The following is a 23,177-nucleotide window of genomic DNA, read 5'->3' on the forward strand; positions in this document are numbered from 1 at the left end:
AATATGAACTGGATCACCAACTACGTCCGGCCCAAGATCAACTCGATCTTTTCGCGCCGCGAAGTGCCCGAGAACCTGTGGCAGAAGTGCGATGAATGCGGCACCATGCTGTTTCACCGCGAGCTGAGCGACAATCAGAACGTCTGCACCAGCTGCGGCCACCACATGCATATCTCGCCGCGCGACCGTTTCACCGCGCTGTTTGACGGCGGCGTGTTCACCGAGGTCGCGGTGCCGGAGCCGCTGACCGATCCGCTGAAGTTCAAGGATCAGAAGAAATACCCGGAGCGGATCAAGGCCGCGCAGAAGAAGACCGGCGAGAAGGAAGCGATGCTGGTCGCCGCGGGCGAGATCGGCCGCACGCCGATCATCGCCGCCGCGCAGGACTTCTCCTACATGGGCGGCTCGATGGGCATGTATGTGGGCAACGCCATCATCGCCGCGGCGGAGGAAGCCGTGAAGCTGGGCCGCCCGCTGGTCTTGTTCTCTGCGGCCGGCGGCGCCCGGATGCAGGAAGGCATCCTGTCGCTGATGCAGATGCCGCGCACCACCGTTGCGGTGGAAATGCTGAAAGAGGCGGGCCTGCCCTATATCGTGGTGCTGACCCATCCAACCACCGGCGGGGTGACGGCGTCTTATGCGATGCTGGGCGATGTGCATATCGCCGAGCCGAACGCGCTCATCTGCTTTGCGGGCCCCCGGGTGATCGAGCAGACCATCCGCGAGAAGCTGCCCGACGGCTTCCAGCGGGCCGAGTACCTGCTGGACCACGGCATGCTGGACCGGGTGACCCCGCGCACCGAAATGCGCCAGGAGCTGATCACCATCATCCGGATGCTGATGGGCCTGCCGCCGCAGGTGGTGGGCGATCTGCCGGTGCCGGAGAAGGAAGAGGCGCCCAAGGCCGCAAATGCGCCGGCCGATGGCGCTCCCAGTGAAGAAGCTGCCGAGTAACCCGGCCTATAGTGAATCGCCTGGCCGCCTGGCCGGGCCGCGCCCGTCCTTTTCAGGGCGGGCGCTGTTTTTTGCCACCCAAGACTTTCCGATCTGACAGGACCAGGCTGATGACCCAGACCTCCGACGCGATCCTCGCCCGCATGATGGCGCTGCACCCCAAGATCATCGACCTGACGCTGGACCGGGTCTGGCGGCTGCTGGAAGCGCTGGACAACCCGCAGGACAAGCTGCCGCCGGTGATCCATCTGGCGGGCACCAACGGCAAAGGCTCGACCCAGGCGATGATCCGGGCGGGGCTGGAGGGGATGGGCAAGCGCGTTCATGCCTATACCTCGCCGCATCTGGCGCGCTTTCACGAGCGGATCCGGCTGGCGGGCGAGCTGATCTCGGAAGAGCATCTCACCGAGGTGCTGGACGAGTGCTATGCCAGGAACGGCGGCGAAAACATCACCTATTTCGAGATCACCACGGTGGCGGGGCTGCTGGCGTTTTCCCGCACGCCTGCGGATTACACGCTGCTGGAGGTCGGCCTGGGCGGGCGGCTGGATGCGACCAATGTGATCACCCCGGCGCTCAGCGTGATCACCCCGGTTTCGATTGACCATGAACAGTTCCTGGGCAACACGCTGGCGAAGATCGCAGGCGAAAAGGCGGGCATCATCAAGCGCGGCGTGCCGGTTGTGGTTGGCCCGCAGCCTGACGAGGCGATGGAGGTGATCGAGGCCACTGCTGCACGCCTCGGCGCGCCGCTGATCGCCTATGGCCAGCACTGGCATGTCTGGGAGGAGCGCGGGAGGCTGGTGTTTCAGGACGAAACCGGCCTCTTGGATTTGCCGCTGCCGGTTCTGCTGGGCGCGCATCAGATCCAGAACGCCGGTGCGGCGCTGGCGGCGCTGCGCCATCTGGGTGCCGATGAGGCGGCTTGCGAAGCGGCGATGCTGCACGCCGAATGGCCCGCGCGGATGCAGAAACTGAAGACCGGCCCGCTGGTTGAGGCCGCGCCGGAGGCGGAGCTGTGGCTGGACGGCGGCCACAACGCCGCGGCGGGCGTGGCGCTGGCGGATGTTCTGGCCAAGCTGCCGGAGCGCCCCACGCATCTGATCTGCGGCATGCTGAACACCAAGGATGTGCGCGGCTACATGGCCCCGCTGGCCCCGCATGTTGCAAGCCTGACGGCGATCTCGATCCCCGATGAGGTGAACACGCTGAGCGCCGGGGAGACCGAGGCCGCGGCCAGATCGGTGGGCATCGAGGCGGGCACTTCGGAAAGCCCGCTGGCGGCGCTGCAGGCGATCATCGCCAGGGACCCGCAGGCGCGGGTGCTGATCTGCGGCTCGCTGTATCTGGCCGGCCACATCCTGCGCGAAAACGGCTGATCCTAGGATTCGGGCGGTGCGTTGTGCGAAAGCAGCCGCGCCTCCAGCAGGCGCTGTGCCTGATCAATAATGCACAAGCGGGTGTTTGAGCGGTTGTTGTGGCGCACAAGTTTGACCGCGCCCGCGAGTGTGGCCAGAGATCCGGCGCCGCCCACCCAGAGGCCGACCAGAGCAGGCACACCGGTGACGGGCGCCGTCAGTCCGACGCCGATCACTATTGCCGTGACGCCGATGCCAGTGATTACATAGTCGGAGAGCGGCGGCGCCTTCTCGTTTTCCCGCGCCCGGGCCTGAGCCAGGAACTGCCGCCACCCTTCCACTTCCTCATAATCCCATTCGGCACGCGGGCGGTCAGTGCCGCTCCATTCCAGAATCTGCGAGGGATCCGCCGACAGCATGCCGACGCCATCGTCCAGGTCCTCGGGGCTGAAGGCATCGGGCTGCGGCAGACGCACGGAAACGCGGCCTAGCTGGCTTGGCGCAGGCTGCGGAGTTTGGATTTGACTTTTGCTGCGCCCTTGGCCGCACCCTCAGGAGAGCTGGCCTCCGGCGCCTGTTCTGCAATCAGCTTGGCAATGCGCCGGGAGGTTTCCTGAGCAACAAGGGCCTGGCGCCGTTTGCGGTATCTGGATGACACGGCGGCGATCAGGCTGACCGCCGCGGCCAGGATCAGGACGGCGGGCACCGCGACCAGAGGATCGGGTGCAGGTTTGTAGGCGGCAACAAAAACGAGGCTGGCAACGATGCCGGAAGCGGCACCGCCAAGGGTTGCCAGGACGTCCTGCCAGGTGGAGCTGTACATCTCGCGCCCGCAGGCGGCCTGTGCGTCGGTCCAGCGCGGGCTTGTTTGGGTGGTCATGATCAACCTCCGTTCAGGCCGCCAAGGATAAGCGCGACACGCGAAGATTGCAATCTCCCCGGCCGTGGCGGCCGGAAGTTACCCGCCGCTTCCCCAGTCCTTGTCCTGCATTTCCCTGAGGCGCGAGGCGGTGCGTTCGAATTCAAAGGTGCCTTCGCCCTCAACATAAAGCATCTCGGGCTGCGCCGCCGCCGAACAGATTAGCCGCACCTTGGCCTCATACAAAGCGTCGATCAGGGTGACGAACCGCTTGGCCTCGTTGAAGTTGTTGCGCGAGAGGCGGGGGATGTCCTCCATCACCAGCACTTTCACTTCCTCGGCGATGGCGAGGTAGTCGCCCGGCCCCAGCATCTTGCCGCACAAGTCATAGAACGTGGCCCGCGCCACGCCGTTGCGGAAGGCGGGCAGGGTGACTTCGCGGCCCTTCACCTCCAGCGTCAGCGGCTGCGCCGGGCCGCCCGAGAGATCCTCCCAGATCGCGCGGATCTGGGCGCGGGCCTCTGCGTCCACCGGCGAGAAATAGACCTGCGCGCCGGTCAGCCGGTCCTGGCGGTAATCGGTGGCGCTGGCCATCTCATGCACGTCCATCTGCGCCTTGATCAGGCCGATGAAGGGCAGGAACAGCTGCCGGTTCAGGCCGTTCTTATAAAGGTCGTCCGGCACCCGGTTGGAGGTGGTGATCACGGTGACCCCGCCGGCAAACAGCGCCTCGAACAGGCGGCCGACGATCATCGCGTCGGTGATGTCGGTGATCTGCATCTCGTCAAAGGCCAGCAGCCGCACCGACTCCGCCACGCCCTTGGCCACCGGCGCCAGCGCGTCCTCCACCCCGTTCTTGCGGGCTTCGTGCATCTGGGCGTGGATTTCCTGCATGAAGGCGTGGAAATGCACCCGGCGCGCGGGGATGCCGTCGAGGCTGTCGACAAACAGGTCCATCAGCATCGACTTGCCGCGGCCGACACCGCCCCAGAGGTAGAGCCCCTTGACCGGCTCATATTCCGCCTTGCGGAAAAAGCCGCGTTTCACCGGCGGCGCCCTGAGGCCTTCGGCAATGCGGTCGAAATGGGGAAGCACGGCTTCCTGCGCCGGGTCCGGCTTCAGGTCGCCTGCGTCAATCTTCTGCCGGTACAGCGTGGTCAGATGGGTCATGGGAGAAGGGATAGCGCGGGGCGCGGGGGATGGGAAGCGGGGCAATCAAGATTGAAACAGCGGCGGGTCCGGGGAGTTTGTGCGCCTCGCATCAAATATTCTTAATCATGTGCGCAAAATTCCTGATTTGACCGGCCGGCAAATTTCCCTGAGTGTTCCGCAGCTTGTCAGGAGAAAGCCGATGGACCGTTCCGCGCCGCTGTTTACCCCCGTTTTGATCGTGGGCTGCATCATCATCATGGTGAGCTTTGCGGTGCGCGCGTCGTTTGGCGTGTTCCAGATCCCGATTGCCGAGGAGTTCGGCTGGCTGCGGTCGGAGTTCTCATTGGCGATTGCCATTCAGAACCTGGCCTGGGGCATCGGGCAGCCCATTTTCGGCGCCATTGCCGAGAAGATCGGCGACCGCAAGGCGATTGTCATGGGGGCCATCGTCTATGCCGCAGGCCTTGTGCTGAGCGCCTGGTCCACGACGCCGTTTGAGATGCAGGCCTATGAGTGGCTGGTGGGGTTTGGCATTGCGGGCACCGGGTTTGGCGTCGTGCTGGCGGTTGTGGGGCGGGCAAGTTCCGATGAGAACCGCTCGATGTCGCTGGCGGTGGTCACCGCTGCCGGCTCGGCGGGGCAGATTTTCGGGGCGCCGGCGGCGGAGTGGATGCTGGGCTTCCTCAGCTGGCAGAGCGTGTTCCTGATTTTTGCCGGTGTGGTGCTGGCGCTTATCCTGACCTTGCCGCTGATGCGGGCGCCGGAAGCGGCCAGCAAGGCGGAGCTGGAAGAGAGCATGGGCGCGATCCTGATGAAGGCGTTCAAGGATCCGTCCTATACGCTGATCTTCCTGGGCTTTTTCAGCTGCGGCTATCAGCTGGGCTTTATCACCGCGCATTTCCCGGCCTTCGTGACCGAGATGTGCGGGCCGATCCTGCCGGGCGGGGCGCTGCATGCGATCGGGATCACCACCACCTCGGCGCTGGGGGCGGCGGCGATTTCGCTGATCGGGGCGGCCAATGTAGGGGGTACGCTGCTGGCGGGCTATCTGGGCAAGCGGTATTCCAAGAAATACCTGCTGGCGGCGATCTATACCGGGCGGACTATTGCGGCGGCAGCCTTCATCCTGTTCCCGGTCACGCCGCTGAGCGTCATCGTCTTCTCGGTCGCGATGGGGTCGTTGTGGCTGGCGACGGTGCCGCTGACCTCGGGCCTGGTCGCGCATATCTACGGGCTGCGCTACATGGGCACGCTGTACGGCATCGTGTTCTTCAGCCACCAGCTGGGCAGTTTTCTGGGCGTCTGGCTGGGCGGGCGGATGTATGACACCTATGGCGATTACACCATGGTCTGGTGGATCGGTGTGGCGGTCGGGGCGTTCAGCGCGATTGTGCATCTGCCGGTGAAGGAACGGCCGCTGCCGCCGGCGGCGCTGGCGGCATAACGCCAGCGGTCTGTTCCGGGGCTTCGGCGGGACCGGGGCCGGCCCGCTGCCATTGGGCTTGAACCAATGGCGCACCAATGGCAGCCCCCGGAGTATTTCCGGAAAGATGAAACTGGCGGGTTGGGTCAGCCGAGGCCGCGGCGGTGGTTTTGGGCGATGATCTCCAGCACCTCATCGGTGTGGGTATAGGGCAGGCCGTGGCCTGCGCCCGCGATTTCCTCCTGCCGGACCGAGCGGGCGCGTTCGGCCAGGCGGCCGGGGGAGGTCGGCGGGATCACCGCGTCCTCCTGGCCCCAGATGGCCAGGGCCGGCACACCCTTGCTGTGCAGGCTGCGCAGCTCTTCGGTGAAATCCTGGTTCAGGATGCCGCGCAGCGAGGCGAGCACCGCGGGAATGAAGCCGCGGTAGCGCAGCTCCTGCTGCTGCAAAGCGGTGATGCCGGGGATGGAGGAGGGCAGATTGCGCCCGGCCCGGGTGCCGCGGATGTGCAGGGCCGGGTAGAGGGCGTGCATCAGCCAGTCTCCGATCAGGGGAACATCGCGGATGATCCGGGTGAGCCGGTCCGGGCTGCGGCCGAAGCCGGCCGGGGCGAGCAGGATCAGCTCGCGCAGGCGGCCGGGATGGGCGGCGGCAAAGGCGGTGGCGATGGCGCCGCCCATGGAATAGCCGATCAGGGTAACGTCATTACCCGCCTCCTGATCCGCCAGCAGCTCCTCCAGCTGGGTGAGGAAGAAGGCGCGGTCCTGCGGGCCGCCGGGCCGGTCCGAGAAGCCGCGCCCGTAGAGGTCGTAGGTCAGCACCCGGTAGCCCATGGCGGCCAGACCCCAGGCGACGCCGTTCCAGACATAGGAAGGCGTGGTGAGCCCGTGAACGCAGACCGCAACGGGGCCGCGCAACGGCCCCTGCCAGCGGTAATGGGTGAGGCCGCCGGAAAGCCGGGCAAAGGCGCCGGGCGCGGTTTGCCGCGCCGCCGCGTTCATCGGCTTGCGCAGCCGTTCGCGCAGCGGCGGGGCAAGGATCAGGATCAGAAGGGCTGCCGCGGAAAGCAGCAGCCAGGTCATGGCTTGCTCTGCCACTTCTGCAGGATGTGGTGGCTGGTCATCAGGTCCAAGTGGGCGCCGCCGCCGTTCTTGAACAGGGTGATCCGGGACGGGTCATAGGCCGGGAAGCTGTCCAGGGCGTAGAAATCGGCCAGCACGTCGCTGCGCTGGATGGTGCCTGCGGCCAGCGGGATCTTGAATTCGCCGATGTGGTCGAGGGTGGTGTCGAAGCTGTCGCAGTAGATCTGCGCGCGTTTCAGCGCCGCGTCATCGGCCTCGCGCATGTCGGGGCGGTAGGCGCCGATCATGTTGAGGTGCTGGCCCGGGCGGAGCCAGCCGCCCTGGATCACCGGCTGGGACGACATGGTGCAGGTGACGATGATGTCGGCAGCCTTGACGGCGGGTTCCAGATCGGGCGCGTGGTTGGTGCCGGGATACTGGGCGCAAAGCTCCTGCGCCTTGGAGGCGGTGCGGTTCCAGACGCGGATCTGCGCCTGCGGGAAACCGGCCCCGAACGCCTCAATGAGAGACGCGCCGACGGTTCCGGCGCCGACGATCAGCACCTCCTGCGCGTCGGGGTTGGCCAGCCGCAAGGCGCCGAGCAGGCTGTCGCCGGCGGTCTTCCACTTGGTGACGAGGTGGAAGTCGACGAGGGCTTCAAGGGTGCCGTCGGTGTCGGAGTAGAGGCAGACGGAGCCGTTGACCATCGGCTTGCCCGCGTCCGGGTTGCGCGGGAAGATGTTGGCGGTTTTCACCGCCAGGCCCAGCCCGTCGATCCAGGCGGAGCGGCTGAGCAGCGTGTCGGGGTCGCGGTAGAGGAAGGTATCGCCGATCTCTGCCTTGGGCAGATTGTGGCTGGCGGCCAGCGCATCAGTGAAGCTGACCCAATCGAGCAGCGCCTCGCCCTCTTCAAAGGGGATGAACGGGATGGTCATGTGCCTGTTGTCCTTCTGCATGTGCCGTCTCAGGCGGCCTCTTGGTCTGTCAGCAGCCCGGCCTGCACCAGCCGGGCCGCGAAGGGCGCGGGGGCGGTGAACAGATGGGTCTGCCAGCCGCGCGCACGGGCGGCCTCGATGTTTTCGGGGCGGTCGTCGGTGAACAGCAGATGCTGCGGCGCCACCCCGGTTTCGCGTTCGAGAATGGCATAGATTTCCGGCTCTGGCTTGACGCATTTCAGATGCGCGGAGACAAATGTGCGGTCAAAGCCACGCAGGAAGGGGTAGGTTTCGCAGGCCAGCTCAAACGTCTCCGCCCCGAAGTTGCTGAGGGCAAAAACGGGCGTGCCGCGCGCCTGCAGCGCCTGCATCAGGCGGACGGTGCGGGGGATAGCGCGCGGCACCATCTGCAGCCAGCAATCGTGCCACCAGCGGATTTCCACGGCCCAGTCCGGGTGCTGGTCCGCCAGCGCATAGACGCTGCCGCGGAAGGGGTGGCCGCGGTCGACGTTCAGATTCATTTCGTGCAGGGGGACCTGTTCGAACAGCTGGCGGCGGCGGGCTTCGCCGATGCGGCTGTCGTAGAAGCGTTCCGGCTCCCACTCGATCAGCACGCGGCCGATGTCGAAGACGACGGCTTTGATGGGCATCGCGGTCATCCTTCTGCGCGCGGGCGGGGCCGCGGGGCGGGGCGGTTGCGGCGGGTCTCGCGCCAGACGGAGACCAGGCCGGAGGCGATGATCAGGGCGCTGCCGGCCCAGACCGCCGGATCCGGCCATTCGTTGAAGATCAAAACACCCCAGAGGACCGACATCGGCATCGCGATGTACTCAAAAGGCGCGGCCAGTGCGGCCTCGTTCATGCGGTAGGCCTGGCTGACCAGGTAGCCGCCGATGGAGCCGGCCAAGCCGACCCCGATCAGGTAGGGCCAGTCCTGGGGGGCAGGCCAGATCCAGGCGCGCAGGAGGAAGCCGAAGGCGGGGCTGCCGCCGGTGGCAAAGCGGCCGTCGCCAAAGATCAGCCCGGCCAGGGCGCTGAGGATCAGGAAGCCCATCATCGGGTAGAAGGCGAGCGTCGCGCCGGCCTCTGTCCCGCCTGCGCGGCGGGTCAGCACGTGCAGGGTGGCATAGCCGCAGGCGCCGAGGAGCGGCAGGATGGCGGCGGGCTGGAAGCTGCCGGGGCCGGGGCGCATGATGATCAGCACGCCCAGAAAACCGGCAAAGACCGCGCCCCAGCGCCAGGGGCCGGGGCGCTCGCCCAGGAACAGCGCTGACAGGGCGGTGACGATCAGCGGGGTGGCAAAGGCGATGGCCACAGCCTCGGCCAGCGGCAGGATGGCGATTCCGGTGAAGAAGAAGATGTTGGCAAAGAACACCACAAGGCAGCGCGCGAGGTGCAGCTTGGGCTGGTGGGTGCGCAACAGGTGGTAGCCGCCCTCAAGCGGCACGATGATGGCCAGCATCACTGCCACCGCGATGACGGAGCGGAACAGGACGACCTCGTACAGCGGGTAATCGCCGGACAGGAATTTGAAGATCATGTCGATGACGGAGAAGGCAATGCCTGCGCCTGCCGCGGCAAACAGGCCGGGGACGCTGACTTTGACCTCTGCGTTCATCTGTGCCGCCTCCTGCTCCCTGAGTTTGATCAGTGGCGGATTTGGTGTGGCCGGGCAATGGGAGGGGGCGTAAAAATGCAATTTTTCCGGGCAAAATTCCGGGCCGGAATTTTGGGCCGCAGAACGCTGAGTGGCAGCTGTGGGAAAAGGCTTAGTGATTTGCTGAGAAGCGGTTCAGGGGCAGGTCTGCCCCCGAACGCGCCTGCCCGAGTGTTCGACGGCCTGCGCCCGCCTCAAGGCCAAGCCGTGCTGCGCACGGTCCGCTGGCGCGGAGCCTTGACCCGGGATCAGGCCTGTTTGGCGGCGCGCAGCTCACGCTCCAGCGCATCCAGGAAGCGGGAGCGGTCGGCCTTGGTGAAGCCCTTGCCGCTGCCGCCTGCGCCCAGAGGGTTGGCGGCGCGCAGGTCGGCCATCAGGTCGCGCATTGCCAGCTGCTGGCCGATGTTGGCTTCGGTAAAGCGCTCGCCGTTGTGGCGCAGCACGCGGGCGCCGGCCTCGATGCATTTGGCGGCGAGCGGAATGTCACCCGTCACCACCACATCGCCCGGGCCGCAGCGGTCCGCGATCCACATGTCGGCCACATCGGCGCCCTCGGCCACGATCACATTTTCGACCAGCGGGTTCTGCGAGGGGCGCAACCCGCCGTTGGAGACCACGAACATGCGCAGCCCGTGGCGGGTGGCGACCCGTTCGGCCTCCTGCTTCACCGGGCAGGCGTCGGCGTCGATGTAGAGGGCGGTCACTCTGCCGCCTTTTTGTCAGCCGCGGGTTTGGCGTCTGCCTTAGCCTCTGCCTTGGAGGCCGGTTTGGCCTTGCGGGCGGGTTTCCTGACCTTGAATTCCTCCGGGATTGGCATCCGGTTGAAGGCGTCGAGACCGGCGATCTTGTAGGCCTCGGCCAGGGTCGGGTAGTTGAAGGTGTTCTGCACGAAGTAATCCACCGTGCCCTTGAGGTTCAGAACGGCCTGGGCGATGTGAATGAGCTCTGTCGCGCCTTCGCCGACGATCTGCACGCCCAGCACCCGGCGGGTTTTCAGCGAGAACAGCATTTTCAGCATGCCGTGCTCCAGCCCCATGATGTGGCCGCGCGAGGTTTCGCGGAAGCGGGCGACGCCGACCTCGTAAGGAATGCCGCGCTCCTTCAGCTCTTCCTCGGACATTCCGCAGGTGGACATTTCCGGCACCGAATAGATGCCGTAGGGGTACCAGGGGCTTTCCGGCAGGGTCGGGGTTTCCAGCGCGTGGCAGGCGGCGACGCGGCCCTGCTGCAGCGAGGTGGAGGCCAGCGACGGGTGGCCGATCACGTCGCCGGTGGCGTAGATATGCGGCACCGCGGTCTGGTAAGTCTTGCGGTCGACCGACAGGCGTCCGCGGTGGTCGGTCTTGAGGCCCACGGCATCGAGGTTGAGCGCCTCGGTGGCGCCCATGCGGCCGGCCGCGAACAGCAGCATTTCGGCGCGCACGTGGCGGCCGTTGGCCAGCGACACCTCGATATGCTCGCCCGCGTCCTCGATGCTTTCCACCGCAGACCCCAGCCGCAGGTCGACGCCGTTTTCGCGGATCTGGTGGGTGAAGTCCTGGATCAGGGTCTTGTCGATGAAGTCGAGGAAGGTCTCGCGCGGCTCGATCAGGGTGACGCGCACGTCCAGCGCGGAGAACATGGTGGCATATTCCACCCCGATGACGCCGGCGCCAATGACCACCAGCGAGCGCGGGATCCCGGCCATTTCCAGGAACTCGTCGCCGTCGACGACGGTCTTGCCGTTGAAGGGCACGTAGTCCGGGCGGTAGGTGCGGGTGCCGGTAGCGATCAGGAACTTCTCTGCCGTCAGCCGGGTGGATTCGCCGGCCTCGGTGGCCACCTCGACCTCGTTCGGGCCGATGAATTTCGCCAGCCCGTTCAGGGTGTCGACGTGGTTGCGGTTGAACTGGTGCTCCAGCACGTCAACCTCGTAATCGAGGGTCATGTGCAGGCGCGCCTTCAGATCCTCGGCGCCGATCTGGTCTTTGACGCGGTAGGAGCGGCCGTAAAACGAGCGCTCGCGCCAGCCGGAGAGGTTCAGCACGGTTTCGCGCAGGGTCTTCGACGGGATGGTGCCGGTGTGCACCGACACGCCCCCCAGCCGGTCCTTGCGGTCGATCACCAGCACCCGGCGGTGCAGCTTGCCCGCCTGGATGGCGGCGGCGCGGCCCGAGGGGCCGGAACCGATGATGATCAGGTCATAATCAAATTCGTCACTCATGGCCGCGTTCCTTGTGTTCAGTTCTGGTACAGCGCGTCGGCGTGGAAGGAGATATGCTCCTCCATGAAGGTCGACACGAAGAAATAGCTGTGGTCATAGCCCGGCTGCATCCGCAGGATGGCTTGCTGGCGGCGCTCGGCCACCGCATGGGCCAGCGCTTCGGGCTTCAGCAGGTCGATGAACTGGTCGGAGGTGCCGGTGTCGATCAGGAGCGGGCCGTCAAAGCCCTTGTCCCGCATCAGCAGGGTGGCGTCGTGCTTGGCCCAGGCGGATTCATCGTCGCCCAGGTAGGCGTTCAGCTGCTTGCGGCCCCAGTCCGACTGGGTCGGGTGGGAGATCGGCGCGAAGGCAGAGACCGATTTGTAGCGGCCCGGCAGGTTCATCGCCAGGGTCAGCGCGCCGTGGCCGCCCATGGAATGGCCGGTGATCGCCTGGCGGTCCAGGTCGATTGCGAAAGTGTCGCCCAGCAGTGCCGGCAGTTCCTCCGCCACATAGTCCCACATTTGGAAATGCGGCGCCCAGGGCTGTTGCGTGGCGTTCACGTAGAAGCCTGCGCCCTGGCCCAGATCATAGGCCTCATCATCGGCCACGCCCTCGCCGCGGGGGGAGGTGTCGGGGAAGACGATGGCGATGCCCTGCTCGGCGCACCAGGCCTGGGCGCCTGCCTTGGTCATCGCGTTTTCATGGGTGCAGGTGAGGCCCGAGAGATACCACAGCACCGGCACCGGGCCGTCCTTGGCCTCCTCCGGCAGGAACAGGCCGAAGGTCATGTCGCCGCCGGTGGCGCTGCTGGCGTGTTTGTAGACGCCCTGGGTGCCGCCAAAGGCGCGGTTCTCGGAAACGGTTTCCATGGGTGAGGCTCCTCAAATCTGTTAGCCCTATCGCTATCCGCAGATTGCCGCAGCGTCCAGCGGGAGGGCGGCGGCAAGGCCGGTTTTTGCGGCAGAAGGCTTGCGAAACCGCAAACATCCGGGGCTTTGGGCGGCTGGCGGCGGCAGCCGCCGCGCCTGGGGTTCTGGACAGCGGCGGCGAAAACCGGGACAGTCTGCCGCCAGAACAACAGGGAGGCCAAGGGCCATGAGCGATTTTCTGAGGCTGACACCGGAGGCTGCGGAGGCGGAGGTGGAGCGCCCGTCGCCGGAGAAGGTGCTTGCGGGCGATCCGGTGTTCACCACCTGGAACGCGGAGGAGCTAGACGGGCTGTACTGCGGCATCTGGCAGTCGACGCCGGGCAAGTGGCGGATATCCTATGACGAATGGGAATACTGCCGGATCCTGGCGGGGCGGTCGGTGATCACCAGCGACGACGGCACCGAATACCCGCTGGCGGCAGGCGACAGCTTCATCCTGCGGCCCGGCTTCAGCGGCACCTGGGAGGTGATCGAGACCACCCGCAAGGACTATGTGATCCGGCTTTAGGAAACCCAGGCGATCACCGCCGGCACGGTGACGATCGACAGAATGGTGGAGATGAAGATGGCGGCGGAGGCCCGGTGCGGGGCCACGCCGTAGTGCTGCGCCAGCATATAGACATTGCCCGCCACCGGCAGCGATGCAGCAGCGATGGCAACGGCGGCTGAGAATGGTGCGGCGGGGATCAGCCACAGCACCGCGAGGGCGACGCAGGCCGGGTGCAGCACCAGCTTGGCAAAGCTGAGCCAGCCCGCGACCTGCACCCGCTCCGCCGATTTCGAGGCCAGCGACGCGCCGATGGCGAAGAGGGCTCCGGGCGTGGCGGCGCCGCCGAGGATGGTGAGGAAATCGTTTGCAGGCTCCGGGATCGGCAGCGCGGAGGCTGACCAGGCAAGGCCCGCAACGATGGACAGGATCATCGGATTTTTCAGCAGGCCCAGCCCCACCAGTTTCAGGGTCGCCAGACCAAGCCCCTGGCCGCGGCCCGCGTTGATCAGAATGACGATCAGCGAGGAGAACACCACCAGATCGACGCTGAGCACCACCATCATCGGCGCCGCGGAGGCCGGGCCGAACAGGATCGCCATCATCGGCAGCCCCAGAAACCCCACATTGCCGATCGCCGCGCATTGCGCCTCCACCGCGGCGGTGGGCACGTCCAGCCCGCGGATCACGGCGACGGCCGTCACCAGCAGGTAGACCGCCAGGGTGCCCGCCAGATAGCCGAGGATCAGCGTGGGGTCGAAGACCTCGGCAAAGGACAGGTTGGCGGCAAAGCCGAAGATCATCGCCGACAGCGGGAAGTAGAACACGAAGCGGGTGAGATAGGCGGTGGCGTCTTCGGTGAAGAAGCGGCTGCGCCCGGCCCAGTAGCCAAGGCCGATGATTGCGAAGAAGGGCAGGGTGCGGAAAAAGATCTCGGCCATGGGGGATTGGTAACAAGGGCTGACCAATTGGCAAAGGCTGTTTTTTAAGCTGGCTTTGAGCAGGCGAGGGGCGTGCTCCCGCCTGTTCATGGTCATTCGAAGAATGCCCTTCGCAGTTGGGCGTGGCCCCGTGCTGCGCACGGGGCAGGGTTTTTGCTGAGAGCGCCTGGTCAATTGTGTGACCGGGCTTTCCTGCGTCAAGGGTGAACCGCGCTAAGGCGCGGCGGCGGCGCCGCCCTTGACCCAAGAAAGCCCAGTGGGGGAATACGCCCCCGCAGCGCGTCAGCGCTGCCGGGCCCAACCGGGGAGGGGCAGCCTTTGGCTGCTCCGGAGCGGGCGGGAGGGCCTCGCTGCGTTTCTAGCCGCTGCCGATCAGCGCGCCTGCGCCCAGCACCAGGGCGCCGCCCAGCACCACCTGCATGGTGGCGCGCCAGAACGGGGTTTGCATGAATTTGTTCTGGATCCAGGCGATCGCCCACAGCTCCACAAACACGATCAGCAGGGCCAGCGTGGTGGCGGTCCAAAATTCCGGGATCAGATAGGGCAGGGCGTGGCCAAGGCCGCCCACGGTGGTCATGATGCCGGAAGCCAGCCCGCGTTTAATGGGAGAGCCGCGGCCCGAAAGCTCGCCATCATCCGAGGCGGCCTCGGTGAAGCCCATCGAGATGCCGGCCCCGACCGAGGCCGCCATGCCGACCAGAAAGGTGGTCCAGGTGTCCTGGGTGGCAAAGGCGGTGGCGAAGATCGGCGCCAGGGTGGAGACCGAGCCGTCCATCAGCCCGGCCAGCCCCGGCTGCACCCAGGTCAGCACGAATTGGCGGTGGGCGGCGCGGTCTTCATCTTCGCGGGTATCGGCGTCCAGATGCGCCTCCTCAAGCGCGCCGGCGCGGGCCTGATGGCCGGCCTCAGCCGCGGCCAAGTCGCCCAGGAGCTTGCGGGTGGCGGCGTCCTGGGTGCGGGCGGCGGCGTGTGTGTAGAAGCGTTCGGCGTCGCGTTCCATCGCGCGGGCCTCGTCGCGGATGCGGTCGAGGCTCAGGTTCTCCATCAGCCAGACCGGGCGGCGGGCGTAGTAGCCTGCCACATGCTCGCGCCGGATCAGCGGGATCGCCGGGCCGAACCGGTCCTCGTGCAGGGCAATGAGCCGGGCGCGGTGCTCGTCCTCCTCGGCGGCCATGCCGTCGAACATCGCCGCGGTTGCCGGGTAGTCCGCCCGCAGCCGCGCCGCATAGCTGCGATAGATGCGCGCATCGTCCTCCTCGGAGGCAATCGCCAGGGCCAGGACCTCCTGCCCGGTCAGGTCCGAAAAGTGCTTGCGCTGTGTGAAAAACCGCATAATCCGCCCTCTTTTAGAATTATTCTAAATATAGCGGATCGCTGTGCCGCCGCAAGATGGCGCGCCAGCCTTGTTGCAAAGAGGCGGTGCGGATTACATTAGAGACAGATCCTGCGAGCCGCAGCCCCTATCCCGAGGAGCCCTTATGAACCAGCAAGCCAGCGTCCTGCGCACCGGCCGGAAATTCGACCAGGTCCTGGAGGGCGCGCGCGAGGTGTTCCTGGCGGATGGATTTGAAGGCGCCAGCGTCGACAACATCGCCAGGGCGGCGGGGGTCTCCAAGGCGACGCTCTACAGCTATTTCCCCGACAAGCGGGTGCTGTTCATGGAGGTGGTGCGCTCTGCCTGCGTGCAGCAGGCGGACGCTTCGCTGGAGCTGGCGCCGGGCAGCCGCGGGCCGCGGGAGGTGCTGCGGGCGGCGGCGGAGCGGGTGCACGGGGTGCTGCTGGGCGGCTTCAGCCTGCAGCTGTTCCGCATCTTCGTGGCCGAGGCCGACCGGTTCCCGGAGCTGGGGCCGATGTTCTACGAAAGCGGTCCGATGACGCTGCACGGGGAGATCCAGGACTATATGGAGGCCGCTGCGGCGCGCGGCGAGCTGAAGATCGAGGATGCGGATCTGGCCGCCGCGCAATTCATCGAGCTTTGCAAGGCGGATGTTTTCCTGCGGTTCCTGTTCAAGATCGACACCGAGTTCACCGAGGCCGAGCGCGAGCGGGTGATCAGCGGCGCCATCGACACGTTCCTGGCGCGGTTCGGCGCCTGAGAGACCGGCCCCGCGGGGGCGGCGGTCCGGTCAGTGGGTTGTGAAGCTGTTGGGCGTGCTGCGATAGGTTTCGTGGCAGCTGAGGCAGCTTTGCATCAGGCCGGGCAGGGTGCGGCGCAGACCGCTGAGCGAGCCGGTGTTGAGGTCCTTGGCCGCGGCTTCGGCGGTGCCGGCGCGGGCCTTGAAATCCTTCCACGCGTGCCAGATCAGCGGCCGGGCGTTGGACCGCGGGTCCAGATGCGGCTTGCGGAAGTGCTTGCGGATGCTGCCGGTGGACCGGATCAGCTGCTTGCGGGCCGCGCGCGCCTGGCTGCGGTCAAAGGTGCTGCGCCCGGCAGCCATGCCGGTCAGCACGTCCATGGCGGCCTTTTGCGAAGTCATCAGCGCAATCCGCTTGGCCACATGCTTGCTGGTGCTGCTGCTGTCCCGGGCGGTCACCGGGGCGGTGCTGCCGATGGCCAGGGCGATGATCACCACGACCAGCGCCACGGCTTTGTGCAGGCGGAAAGATGTCACGATGCCTCCGCACGGATTGACCGAATCGAGAAATGAGAACAAAATAAGAACACGCCGTATGTGCCTCCCGTTATCTGGCGGCCTTCCGGCCCTGCTGCCCCTTGCCTGCCCTGTTGTCCTGACCGTTGCCCTGCGCCTGCTGCCATGCCCCACCGCCGCATTCTTTCGCTTTGGTTTCCGCGCCTTGGGGCGGAGCGTATTCTGCGGGCAGAGCGCGGCGGCATCGGCGGGCCGCTGGCCGTTGCCGAGGAAGTCTCCAACACGCAGGTTATTTCCGCGTTAAACGCCGCCGCTTTGGCGGAGGGGCTGCAGCCCGGCCAGCCGCTGCGCGATGCCCATGCGATGTGCGCAGGTCTGACGGTGCGGCCGCGCAACCCGGCGGCGGAGGCGGCGTTCCTGGCCGCGCTGAGGCGCTGGGCGGGCAAGTTCAGCCCCTGGGTGGCGGAGGCGGAACGCGACGGGCTGACCATCGACCTCACTGGCTGCGCGCATCTGTTCGGCAGCGAGGCGGCGCTGATGGAGGCGGCGGGGCGCGATTGCGCGGAAATGGGGCTGAGCGTGCAGATGGGGCTGGCCGATACCCTGGGCGCGGCCTGGGCGCTGGCGCGTTACGCAGGCGAGGAGGCGGCGCCGGACCGCAGCGGCGACGCCATCGACCAGGAGGCGCGCGCCACCCGCGCCCGGGCGCAGAAGCGCCAGAGCGTTAAGCGCCGCCACTGGACCCGGGGCGGCGCCGCGCCGCAGCTGCAGGCGGTGGTGCCGCAGCTGGGGCGGATTGCCGAACCCGGGCAGGCCTATGGCGCGCTGGCCCCGCTGCCGGTGGCGGCGTTGCGGCTGGATGGCGCCACGGTGGCACAGCTGAACCGGCTGGGGCTGCGGCGGATCGGCGACCTTCTGGGGCAGCCGCGGGCCAGTCTGGCGCGCCGGTTCGGGCGCGGGCTGGTCTTGCGGCTGGATCAGGCGATGGGCAGCGCGCCGGAGCCGGTCTCGCCCGCGCGCAGCCCGGATCATTTCGCGGTGCGGCTGACCCTGCCGGAGCCGATCGGGCTGATGGAGGATCTGCTGGCGGGGATCGACCGGATGCTGCCGCGGCTGTGCGCCCGGCTGGAGGCGCGCGGCAAGGGCGCCCGTGTCCTGCGGCTGGAGGCGCACCGCTGCGATCAGGCAATGGAAGCGGTGACCGTGGGCCTGGCCCGCGCCAGCCGCGCGCCGGACCGCATCCGGCCCTTGCTGGAGATGAAGCTGGAGCAGATTGATGCGGGCTATGGCATCGACATGCTGCGGCTGGAGGTGCTGCAGGCGGAAGCGATCCACGCCCGCACGCCTGCGGGCCATGCCGAAGCGGGCGCCGCAGCGCGGGCACGGCAGGAGGATGGCGCGGCGCTGGAGGATCTGATCGGCCGCCTGGGCGCGCGGCTGGGGCTGGAGGCGATCACCCGCTATCACCCGGCGGAGAGCCACATTCCGGAAAAGACCTTCACCGTGCAGGCCGCCGCCTGGTCGGAGCCTGCGGCCGGCGCATGGCCGCTGCCGCCGCGGCCGCGGCCGCTGCTGATCTGGCAGCCCGAGCTGGTCCATGCGCCGGAGCGGCCTGAGGTGCCGGAGCGCTTCCGCTGGCGCGGCCGCGACTGGCAGCTGGCAGAGGCGGAGGGGCCGGAGCGGATCGCGCCCGAGTGGTGGCTGGAGGATCCGGCCTGGCGCAGCGGCGTGCGCGATTACTGGGTGGTGGTGACGGACTGCGGCACGCGGCTGTGGCTGTTCTTCGCCCATGGCGGCGCGCTGTCGCCGGGCTGGTTCTGTCATGGCTCGTTTGCGTGAGGGGCTGCGCAACAGTTCGCTGCGCGGCGAAGGGTTTTGCTTGGGCCGGCAACAAGGACGCGCGTAGAGTGGCGCCATGATCACACCGCGCTTTGACATTCTGGGCCAGGCCATCAGCGACGCCAGCCGCACGCAGATGCTGTGCGAGCTGATGGAGGGCCGCGCCTATACCAACAAGGAGCTGGCGGCGGCTGCCGGGGTGACGCCGCAGACCGCTTCGGCCCATTTGCGGCTGCTGCAGAACGCTGGGCTGGTGGTGGCGGAGAAGCGCGGCCGCTGCGTCTACCACCGGCTGGCTGGCGCAGAGGTGGCCCATGCGCTGGAGCAGCTGGCGGCGATTGCGCCCGCGGACAGCCTGCACCGCGCCCAGCAGCGCAAAGCGGGCGGGCTGGCGCAGCTGCGCAGCTGTTACGACCATCTGGCCGGCCCGCTGGCGGTGGCGATGACCCGGGCCTTGCTGGACCGGGGGATGCTGGTGGAGGCGCACGGCGCCTTTCGCGCCGAACCCGCCGCGCAGTGGCTGAAACTGGGGGTGGTGCTGCCGGAGCGGCCGGGCCGCCAGCCCTTTGCCCGGCCCTGCCTGGACTGGACCGAGCGCAAGCTGCATGTCGCCGGGCCAATGGGGCGGCAGATCCTGGACCACGCGCTGGACAGCGGCTGGGTCAAGCGGCACCGGCACAAGCGCGGGCTGATGCTGACGGCGCCGGGGCGGGTGGCTTTGGAGCAGATTCTGGGCTTGCAGTGCGGCACACTGGCGGAGGCCTGAGCGGTGTGAAAACCGGCCAAGACAGGCCTGCCGCGCCTGTGCGCCTGCTGCATCACAGCAAAAATCGAATGTTAAAAACCTTGATTTGCGGGGGGAAAGACGCAACCTTTTAATTATGAGCTTTGATCAGGTGCAGCCTTTTCCCGGATCTCCCATACCTCAGCAAGTCGCGTTTGACCGCCGGGAACTGTCGGTCATCATGACGTTGTACGGACGGATGGTGGCGGCGGGGGAATGGCGCGATTACGGGATATCCTCCTTGCGTGATCTGGCAGTCTTCTCCGTCTTCCGGCGCACGGCAGAGCATCCGCTCTACCGGATCGAAAAGCGCCCCAAGCTGCGGCAGCGGCAGGGGCAGTATTCGGTGGTCGGCATGGACGGGCATATCCTGAAGCGCGGGGCGGATCTGAAGACCGTGCTGAGGGTGCTGGAGCGCAAGCTGATCCGCTCCGTGGAGTAGCCGCAAGTCTTGCGGCGGAGCGGGGACCGGAAAATTCAAATTTTCCGGCCAAAAATCTTTGAAAGATTTTTGCCGCCTGCGGCGGCGGGCGGGTGTCACCCCAGCCTTTTATGCGCAGTGACCGGGCCGTCGCCCTGGGCTTCAATCCGCGCGATGGCCGCCGCGATCGGTTCAATGGCCACAGCCATGTCATGGGCATTGGCGTGGATCAGCGTCTCAGCATCGCGCACCAGGGCCACATGGCCTTTCCAGAACAGCAGGTCGCCGCGCTGGTAGTCTGCGGCGGGTGCCGGGCTGCCCAGTTCGGCCTCCTGCATGTCGCTGTCGCCGGGGCAGGGGGTGCCGCAGGCCAGCAGCGCCGCCTGCACCAGGCCGGAGCAGTCGATGCCAAAGCGGCTGTTGCCGCCCCAGAGGTAGGGCGTGCCGAGGAACAGTTCCGCCACTGCCGCCGGATCGCCCGGATGGACGCCCAGCGGCGCGAGGTGGCACGCCGGGATGAAGCCCAGGTTGGTTTGCAGGAACCGGCCTGTGCCGCCCAGCACCTGCACCCGGCTGCCGTGGCTGAGGGCATGGGTTTCGGGGGATTTGAAGTCATCCGCGCTGTAGGCATGGGTGGCGGGGGCGCTGACCCAATGGGTCGCCTCGAACGGGGCCGTCAGGCTGGCGCTGGGCACATAGCCCGCATAGCCATCCTTGGCCGCTTGCAGGAAGGACCAGCCGCCGCGGTCCTCATACACCGTGACCGGCTCGCCATAGACCAGTTGGCGGTCGCGGGCGCCGTCCGGCGCGCGCGCAAGGTCCGCCACCGGCACCCCGATGCGGGCGGCGGTGCCTGTTACTTTCTCAAGATCTTCCGGCGCGTTCTCCAGATGCGCGGCAGCCACGCGGGCGTTCATCGGCAAGCGGCGGCGGTCCGTCATCGGATCACAGCGCCAGCATGCCGGGCAGCGCGGCAAAGAGGGCGCGGGCCCCCTGCAGGGCGCCGCCCTTGGGCCGGCCCGGCGCGGCGGCGGGGGTCCAGCCGTAGATGTCGAAATGCATGTAGCGCGTGTCACCGGCAAAGCGGCGCAGGAACAGGGCGGCGGTGATCGACCCGGCAAAGCCGCCGGAAGGCGCGTTGTCGAGGTCGGCGATGTCCGGTTCGATCATGGCCTCGTAAGGCTCGTGAAAGGGCAGCCGCCAGACCGGGTCGGCGGTGCGGGCGGCGCTGGCCGCAAGCGCCGCGGCGTCGGGGTCGCGGTCGGTGTAGAATGGCGACAGGTCCGGGCCGACCGCAACCCGGGCAGCGCCGGTGAGGGTGGCCATGGAGATCAGCAGGTCCGGCGCGTCCTCTGCCGCCAGGGCCAGCGTATCGGCCAGCACCAGCCGGCCCTCGGCGTCGGTGTTGTTGACCTCCACCGTCAGCCCCTTGCGCGAAGTCAGCACGTCGCCGGGGCGGAAGGCGGGGCCGGAGACGGAATTCTCCACCGCCGGAATCAGCACCCTGAGCTGCAACTCCAGCCCGGCGGCCATGATCATGCGGGCAAGGCCCAGGACGTTGGCGGCACCGCCCATGTCCTTTTTCATCAGCGCCATGCTGCTGCCGGGTTTCAGGTTCAAGCCGCCGGTGTCGAAGCAGACGCCCTTGCCCACCAGGGTGAGCCTGGGGCCGGAGCTGCCCCAGCGCATCTCGATCAGCCGCGGGGCGCGGTCCGAGGCGCGGCCAACGGTGTGGATCAGCGGGAAATTCTGCGCCAGCAGGTCCTCGCCGAGAATCGCCGACACCTCTGCGCCGAACTCTTCGGCCAGGGCTTCCGCCGCGGCCTGAAGCTCTGCCGGGCCCATGTCGGAGGCGGGCGTGTTGATCAGGTCGCGGGTCAGGCATTCGGCGGCGGCCAGCGATTCGACGGCGGCGGCATCCACCCCATCGGGGGCCGCCAGCACGGCGCCGGTGTCCTTGCCGTCCTTGTAGCGGCCGAAGCGGTAGCCGGTCAGCAGCCAGCCCAGGGCCTCAGCCGCGGCGTCCGCCTGCGGCAGGCCGGAGGCGATCCGGTATTGGCCCGCGGGCAGTTTCTGCGCTGCTTCGGCCAGCACGAAACGGCGGCGCGCGCGCTGGGCGGCGCTGCCGTATCCGGCCAAGGCCATTTCAACCGCGCCATCGGCGCCCGGCACTGCCAGCGCCTGGCCGCAGGCGCCGGTAAACCCATGCGCCGTTGCCCAGGCCTGAACGCGCTGCGGCTGGCCCGAGAGCCAGCTGTCGAAAGTGTCGCTTGCGATCACATGCACAGGGCAGGCGTCCGCGCCGGGTGCGGCAAAGACTGGCGGCATCGAAATACTCCGGTTGCAATCGGTTCTGATGCGCCAGAGTAGCCGCCGCAGCGCGGCCTGCAAGCCCTGCGGGTTGCGTTGAGATCAGATCGTCATGTCCTGCTGGTCCCAGACCGCGGTCAGCGAGCGTTCCCCCACCCGCATCAGCCGGAACAGAATCGCGGCAACCGCCGGCGCATCCTCGGCGTCGATGGCCGCGGTCACATCGCTGGCAATCGACGCGAGCGCCGTCATGCCGATCTGATCGGCAATCGCGATCAGCGACCGGGCGCTCTTGCGCAGGCTCGCCATTTCATTCTGCCGCCACAGACGCTCGCAATGCGTCAGGCGGACAGCCATTTCTTCGACCGCACGGCACACGACGTCCTCGGCGCCGGTTTCGCCAAGCTGCTCATACAGCGCGGTGAGTTTGTCAGGATCGAGGCGCACTGTTTCGGAGTGCATTACTGTTAGTATATTGGCCACCACTTTCACCCAAATTCTTTATGCCCCCACGGCACGTCTGCCAATGTGCGCCCCACAGGTTTTCAAAAGGTTTCCGGCGGGGTGTTCAAATCTCTCGAATTTGCGGACAATGCAGGGTATCAAGCCCGGCAACACGAATGTTGACAGGACATGACAATGGAATTTGCCAAACCCCTGCCCAGTTATCTGGTGACCCGCTACCATGGGTGGAAGGCCACATCCTATGAGGAGAATCAGGGCTGGTACCGCCGCCTGGCAACCGAGGGCCAGCGGCCGCGGGCGATGGTGATCTCCTGCTGCGACAGCCGGGTGCATGTGACCTCGATCTTCGGGGCCGACCAGGGCGAGTTTTTCATTCACCGCAATATCGCCAACCTGGTGCCGCCCTATGCGCCCGACGGCGACCATCACGGCACCTCGGCGGCGGTGGAATACGCGGTGACCGCGCTGAAGGTGGCGCATCTGATCGTGCTGGGCCATTCGCAGTGCGGCGGTGTGCAGGGCTGCATCGACATGTGCAAGGGCCAGGCGCCGGAGCTGGAACAGAAGACCAGTTTTGTGGGCCGCTGGATGGAGATCCTGAAGCCCAAGTTCGAAGGGGTGGCGGATATCGAGGACCCGGTGGATCAGGCGCGCCAGTTCGAGCGCCAAGCCGTTGTCGCGTCGATGGAAAACCTGATGACCTTCCCGTTCATCGAATCGGCGGTCAAGGCCGGGGAGCTGAGCCTGCACGGGCTGTGGACCGATATCGGCGAGGGCGGGCTGGAATGTTATGACCCCAAGGCCGGGGCCTTCCTGCCGGTCTGAG

Annotated in this window: 25 protein-coding genes; 9 read left to right on the forward strand and 16 right to left on the reverse strand. The window is 67.1% G+C overall.

Features of this window, described 5'->3' with window-relative positions; translation table 11 throughout:
* Positions 1–3 precede the first annotated feature (3 nt).
* Together accD and B2P87_RS18495 are read left to right on the forward strand one after the other, a co-directional pair.
* Entirely contained in the window at positions 4–954 is a 951-nt protein-coding gene (gene accD / locus B2P87_RS18490; protein WP_058285400.1) for an acetyl-CoA carboxylase, carboxyltransferase subunit beta, read from the forward strand.
* Positions 955–1,064: 110 nt separating this feature from the next.
* The gene (locus tag B2P87_RS18495; RefSeq protein ID WP_141891875.1) at positions 1,065–2,333 is read left to right on the forward strand and encodes a bifunctional folylpolyglutamate synthase/dihydrofolate synthase; all 1,269 of its coding nucleotides are present in this window, start codon (positions 1,065–1,067) and stop codon (positions 2,331–2,333) included.
* A gap of 2 nt (positions 2,334–2,335) precedes the next feature.
* Here B2P87_RS18495 and B2P87_RS18500 read toward each other — a convergent pair whose 3' ends face one another.
* From B2P87_RS18500 to zapE, 3 genes are all read right to left on the reverse strand, one after another.
* Positions 2,336–2,788, reverse strand: a complete 453-nt coding sequence (locus tag B2P87_RS18500; protein WP_141891876.1) for a hypothetical protein — start codon at positions 2,786–2,788, stop codon at positions 2,336–2,338.
* A gap of 11 nt (positions 2,789–2,799) precedes the next feature.
* Positions 2,800–3,192 carry a hypothetical protein gene (locus B2P87_RS18505; protein WP_058285403.1) on the reverse strand — a complete coding sequence of 131 codons (393 nt, stop codon included), beginning with the start codon at positions 3,190–3,192 and terminating at the stop codon, positions 2,800–2,802.
* A gap of 78 nt (positions 3,193–3,270) precedes the next feature.
* Positions 3,271–4,341: a cell division protein ZapE gene (gene zapE, locus B2P87_RS18510; RefSeq protein ID WP_141891877.1), complete on the reverse strand. Its 1,071-nt coding sequence runs from the start codon at positions 4,339–4,341 to the stop codon at positions 3,271–3,273.
* A gap of 181 nt (positions 4,342–4,522) precedes the next feature.
* On the opposite strand from zapE, the gene B2P87_RS18515 reads away from it, so the two are divergent.
* Positions 4,523–5,767: an MFS transporter gene (locus tag B2P87_RS18515; protein ID WP_141891878.1), complete on the forward strand. Its 1,245-nt coding sequence runs from the start codon at positions 4,523–4,525 to the stop codon at positions 5,765–5,767.
* Positions 5,768–5,892: 125 nt separating this feature from the next.
* Here the strand turns inward: B2P87_RS18515 and B2P87_RS18520 are convergent, their stop codons facing one another.
* The 7 genes from B2P87_RS18520 to fghA form a co-directional block, all read right to left on the reverse strand.
* On the reverse strand, positions 5,893–6,828 hold the full coding sequence (locus B2P87_RS18520; protein WP_141891879.1) for an alpha/beta fold hydrolase: 936 nt from the start codon (positions 6,826–6,828) through the stop codon (positions 5,893–5,895).
* Positions 6,825–7,742 carry an ornithine cyclodeaminase family protein gene (locus B2P87_RS18525; protein WP_141891880.1) on the reverse strand — a complete coding sequence of 306 codons (918 nt, stop codon included), beginning with the start codon at positions 7,740–7,742 and terminating at the stop codon, positions 6,825–6,827. Before B2P87_RS18525 ends, B2P87_RS18520 begins: the two co-directional genes overlap by 4 nt.
* A gap of 29 nt (positions 7,743–7,771) precedes the next feature.
* Entirely contained in the window at positions 7,772–8,392 is a 621-nt protein-coding gene (locus tag B2P87_RS18530; RefSeq protein WP_141891881.1) for an HAD family hydrolase, read from the reverse strand.
* A gap of 5 nt (positions 8,393–8,397) precedes the next feature.
* A complete protein-coding gene (locus B2P87_RS18535) occupies positions 8,398–9,360 on the reverse strand; it encodes a DMT family transporter (RefSeq protein WP_141891882.1) in 963 nt (320 codons plus the stop codon).
* A 287-nt stretch (positions 9,361–9,647) separates the two neighbouring features.
* Positions 9,648–10,103 carry a YaiI/YqxD family protein gene (locus tag B2P87_RS18540; protein ID WP_141891883.1) on the reverse strand — a complete coding sequence of 152 codons (456 nt, stop codon included), beginning with the start codon at positions 10,101–10,103 and terminating at the stop codon, positions 9,648–9,650.
* Positions 10,100–11,602, reverse strand: coding sequence for a Si-specific NAD(P)(+) transhydrogenase (gene sthA / locus B2P87_RS18545; RefSeq protein WP_141891884.1), 1,503 nt, complete (start codon positions 11,600–11,602; stop codon positions 10,100–10,102). The genes B2P87_RS18540 and sthA overlap by 4 nt, the downstream gene beginning before the upstream one ends.
* A gap of 17 nt (positions 11,603–11,619) precedes the next feature.
* Positions 11,620–12,453 carry an S-formylglutathione hydrolase gene (fghA, locus tag B2P87_RS18550; protein WP_141891885.1) on the reverse strand — a complete coding sequence of 278 codons (834 nt, stop codon included), beginning with the start codon at positions 12,451–12,453 and terminating at the stop codon, positions 11,620–11,622.
* Between the two features lie 226 nt (positions 12,454–12,679).
* On the opposite strand from fghA, the gene B2P87_RS18555 reads away from it, so the two are divergent.
* The gene (locus B2P87_RS18555; RefSeq protein ID WP_141891886.1) at positions 12,680–13,021 is read left to right on the forward strand and encodes a cupin domain-containing protein; all 342 of its coding nucleotides are present in this window, start codon (positions 12,680–12,682) and stop codon (positions 13,019–13,021) included.
* Here the strand turns inward: B2P87_RS18555 and B2P87_RS18560 are convergent.
* On the reverse strand, positions 13,018–13,941 hold the full coding sequence (locus tag B2P87_RS18560; RefSeq protein ID WP_141891887.1) for an AEC family transporter: 924 nt from the start codon (positions 13,939–13,941) through the stop codon (positions 13,018–13,020). The two genes, B2P87_RS18555 and B2P87_RS18560, sit on opposite strands and share 4 nt — an antisense overlap.
* A gap of 358 nt (positions 13,942–14,299) precedes the next feature.
* A complete protein-coding gene (mbfA, locus tag B2P87_RS18565) occupies positions 14,300–15,274 on the reverse strand; it encodes an iron exporter MbfA (RefSeq protein WP_082649476.1) in 975 nt (324 codons plus the stop codon).
* A gap of 145 nt (positions 15,275–15,419) precedes the next feature.
* Between mbfA and B2P87_RS18570 the strand changes: the two genes are divergently transcribed.
* The gene (locus B2P87_RS18570) at positions 15,420–16,037 is read left to right on the forward strand and encodes a TetR/AcrR family transcriptional regulator (protein ID WP_141891888.1); all 618 of its coding nucleotides are present in this window, start codon (positions 15,420–15,422) and stop codon (positions 16,035–16,037) included.
* A 30-nt stretch (positions 16,038–16,067) separates the two neighbouring features.
* Here B2P87_RS18570 and B2P87_RS18575 read toward each other — a convergent pair whose 3' ends face one another.
* A complete protein-coding gene (locus B2P87_RS18575) occupies positions 16,068–16,553 on the reverse strand; it encodes a c-type cytochrome (RefSeq protein WP_058285416.1) in 486 nt (161 codons plus the stop codon).
* 144 nt (positions 16,554–16,697) lie between these two features.
* Here B2P87_RS18575 and B2P87_RS18580 point away from each other — a divergent pair, with 144 nt between their 5' ends.
* The 3 genes from B2P87_RS18580 (at position 16,698) to B2P87_RS18590 (ending at position 19,597) form a co-directional block, all read left to right on the forward strand.
* Entirely contained in the window at positions 16,698–18,371 is a 1,674-nt protein-coding gene (locus B2P87_RS18580; protein ID WP_141891889.1) for a Y-family DNA polymerase, read from the forward strand.
* Positions 18,372–18,447: 76 nt separating this feature from the next.
* Positions 18,448–19,137 carry an ArsR/SmtB family transcription factor gene (locus B2P87_RS18585; protein ID WP_141891890.1) on the forward strand — a complete coding sequence of 230 codons (690 nt, stop codon included), beginning with the start codon at positions 18,448–18,450 and terminating at the stop codon, positions 19,135–19,137.
* A 115-nt stretch (positions 19,138–19,252) separates the two neighbouring features.
* Complete coding sequence (locus B2P87_RS18590; protein ID WP_039185371.1) at positions 19,253–19,597, forward strand: DUF2794 domain-containing protein; 345 nt, start codon at positions 19,253–19,255, stop codon at positions 19,595–19,597.
* A gap of 95 nt (positions 19,598–19,692) precedes the next feature.
* Here the strand turns inward: B2P87_RS18590 and B2P87_RS18595 are convergent, their stop codons facing one another.
* The 3 genes from B2P87_RS18595 to B2P87_RS18605 all read right to left on the reverse strand — a co-directional run bounded on the left by B2P87_RS18595 (position 19,693) and on the right by B2P87_RS18605 (position 22,348).
* Positions 19,693–20,517 (reverse strand): C40 family peptidase, encoded by an 825-nt coding sequence (locus B2P87_RS18595; protein ID WP_141891891.1) that lies wholly within the window; start codon positions 20,515–20,517, stop codon positions 19,693–19,695.
* 4 nt (positions 20,518–20,521) lie between these two features.
* Positions 20,522–21,904, reverse strand: coding sequence for a leucyl aminopeptidase family protein (locus B2P87_RS18600; RefSeq protein ID WP_141891892.1), 1,383 nt, complete (start codon positions 21,902–21,904; stop codon positions 20,522–20,524).
* A gap of 84 nt (positions 21,905–21,988) precedes the next feature.
* Positions 21,989–22,348, reverse strand: coding sequence for a hypothetical protein (locus tag B2P87_RS18605; RefSeq protein WP_141891893.1), 360 nt, complete (start codon positions 22,346–22,348; stop codon positions 21,989–21,991).
* A gap of 177 nt (positions 22,349–22,525) precedes the next feature.
* On the opposite strand from B2P87_RS18605, the gene B2P87_RS18610 reads away from it, so the two are divergent.
* On the forward strand, positions 22,526–23,176 hold the full coding sequence (locus B2P87_RS18610; RefSeq protein ID WP_141891894.1) for a carbonic anhydrase: 651 nt from the start codon (positions 22,526–22,528) through the stop codon (positions 23,174–23,176).
* Position 23,177: the final 1 nt, after the last annotated feature.

The sequence above is a fragment of the Leisingera sp. UBA4491 genome (assembly GCF_002388965.1).
Taxonomy (GTDB): Bacteria; Pseudomonadota; Alphaproteobacteria; order Rhodobacterales; family Rhodobacteraceae; genus Leisingera; species Leisingera aquaemixtae.

What these genes read in the sequence shown, in the direction of transcription:
- B2P87_RS18580 (WP_141891889.1), top strand. Translation starts at nt 16,698, where the DNA reads ATGCCCCACCGCCGCATTCTTTCGCTTTGGTTTCCGCGCCTTGGGGCG.
- B2P87_RS18605 (WP_141891893.1), bottom strand. Translation starts at nt 22,348, where the DNA reads ATGCACTCCGAAACAGTGCGCCTCGATCCTGACAAACTCACCGCGCTG.
- B2P87_RS18495 (WP_141891875.1), top strand. Translation starts at nt 1,065, where the DNA reads ATGACCCAGACCTCCGACGCGATCCTCGCCCGCATGATGGCGCTGCAC.
- B2P87_RS18570 (WP_141891888.1), top strand. Translation starts at nt 15,420, where the DNA reads ATGAACCAGCAAGCCAGCGTCCTGCGCACCGGCCGGAAATTCGACCAG.
- B2P87_RS18515 (WP_141891878.1), top strand. Translation starts at nt 4,523, where the DNA reads ATGGACCGTTCCGCGCCGCTGTTTACCCCCGTTTTGATCGTGGGCTGC.
- B2P87_RS18600 (WP_141891892.1), bottom strand. Translation starts at nt 21,904, where the DNA reads ATGCCGCCAGTCTTTGCCGCACCCGGCGCGGACGCCTGCCCTGTGCAT.
- B2P87_RS18525 (WP_141891880.1), bottom strand. Translation starts at nt 7,742, where the DNA reads ATGACCATCCCGTTCATCCCCTTTGAAGAGGGCGAGGCGCTGCTCGAT.
- accD (WP_058285400.1), top strand. Translation starts at nt 4, where the DNA reads ATGAACTGGATCACCAACTACGTCCGGCCCAAGATCAACTCGATCTTT.
- fghA (WP_141891885.1), bottom strand. Translation starts at nt 12,453, where the DNA reads ATGGAAACCGTTTCCGAGAACCGCGCCTTTGGCGGCACCCAGGGCGTC.
- B2P87_RS18535 (WP_141891882.1), bottom strand. Translation starts at nt 9,360, where the DNA reads ATGAACGCAGAGGTCAAAGTCAGCGTCCCCGGCCTGTTTGCCGCGGCA.
- mbfA (WP_082649476.1), bottom strand. Translation starts at nt 15,274, where the DNA reads ATGCGGTTTTTCACACAGCGCAAGCACTTTTCGGACCTGACCGGGCAG.
- B2P87_RS18530 (WP_141891881.1), bottom strand. Translation starts at nt 8,392, where the DNA reads ATGCCCATCAAAGCCGTCGTCTTCGACATCGGCCGCGTGCTGATCGAG.
- B2P87_RS18585 (WP_141891890.1), top strand. Translation starts at nt 18,448, where the DNA reads ATGATCACACCGCGCTTTGACATTCTGGGCCAGGCCATCAGCGACGCC.
- B2P87_RS18505 (WP_058285403.1), bottom strand. Translation starts at nt 3,192, where the DNA reads ATGACCACCCAAACAAGCCCGCGCTGGACCGACGCACAGGCCGCCTGC.
- B2P87_RS18610 (WP_141891894.1), top strand. Translation starts at nt 22,526, where the DNA reads ATGGAATTTGCCAAACCCCTGCCCAGTTATCTGGTGACCCGCTACCAT.
- B2P87_RS18520 (WP_141891879.1), bottom strand. Translation starts at nt 6,828, where the DNA reads ATGACCTGGCTGCTGCTTTCCGCGGCAGCCCTTCTGATCCTGATCCTT.
- B2P87_RS18560 (WP_141891887.1), bottom strand. Translation starts at nt 13,941, where the DNA reads ATGGCCGAGATCTTTTTCCGCACCCTGCCCTTCTTCGCAATCATCGGC.
- zapE (WP_141891877.1), bottom strand. Translation starts at nt 4,341, where the DNA reads ATGACCCATCTGACCACGCTGTACCGGCAGAAGATTGACGCAGGCGAC.
- sthA (WP_141891884.1), bottom strand. Translation starts at nt 11,602, where the DNA reads ATGAGTGACGAATTTGATTATGACCTGATCATCATCGGTTCCGGCCCC.
- B2P87_RS18590 (WP_039185371.1), top strand. Translation starts at nt 19,253, where the DNA reads ATGAGCTTTGATCAGGTGCAGCCTTTTCCCGGATCTCCCATACCTCAG.
- B2P87_RS18555 (WP_141891886.1), top strand. Translation starts at nt 12,680, where the DNA reads ATGAGCGATTTTCTGAGGCTGACACCGGAGGCTGCGGAGGCGGAGGTG.
- B2P87_RS18595 (WP_141891891.1), bottom strand. Translation starts at nt 20,517, where the DNA reads ATGACGGACCGCCGCCGCTTGCCGATGAACGCCCGCGTGGCTGCCGCG.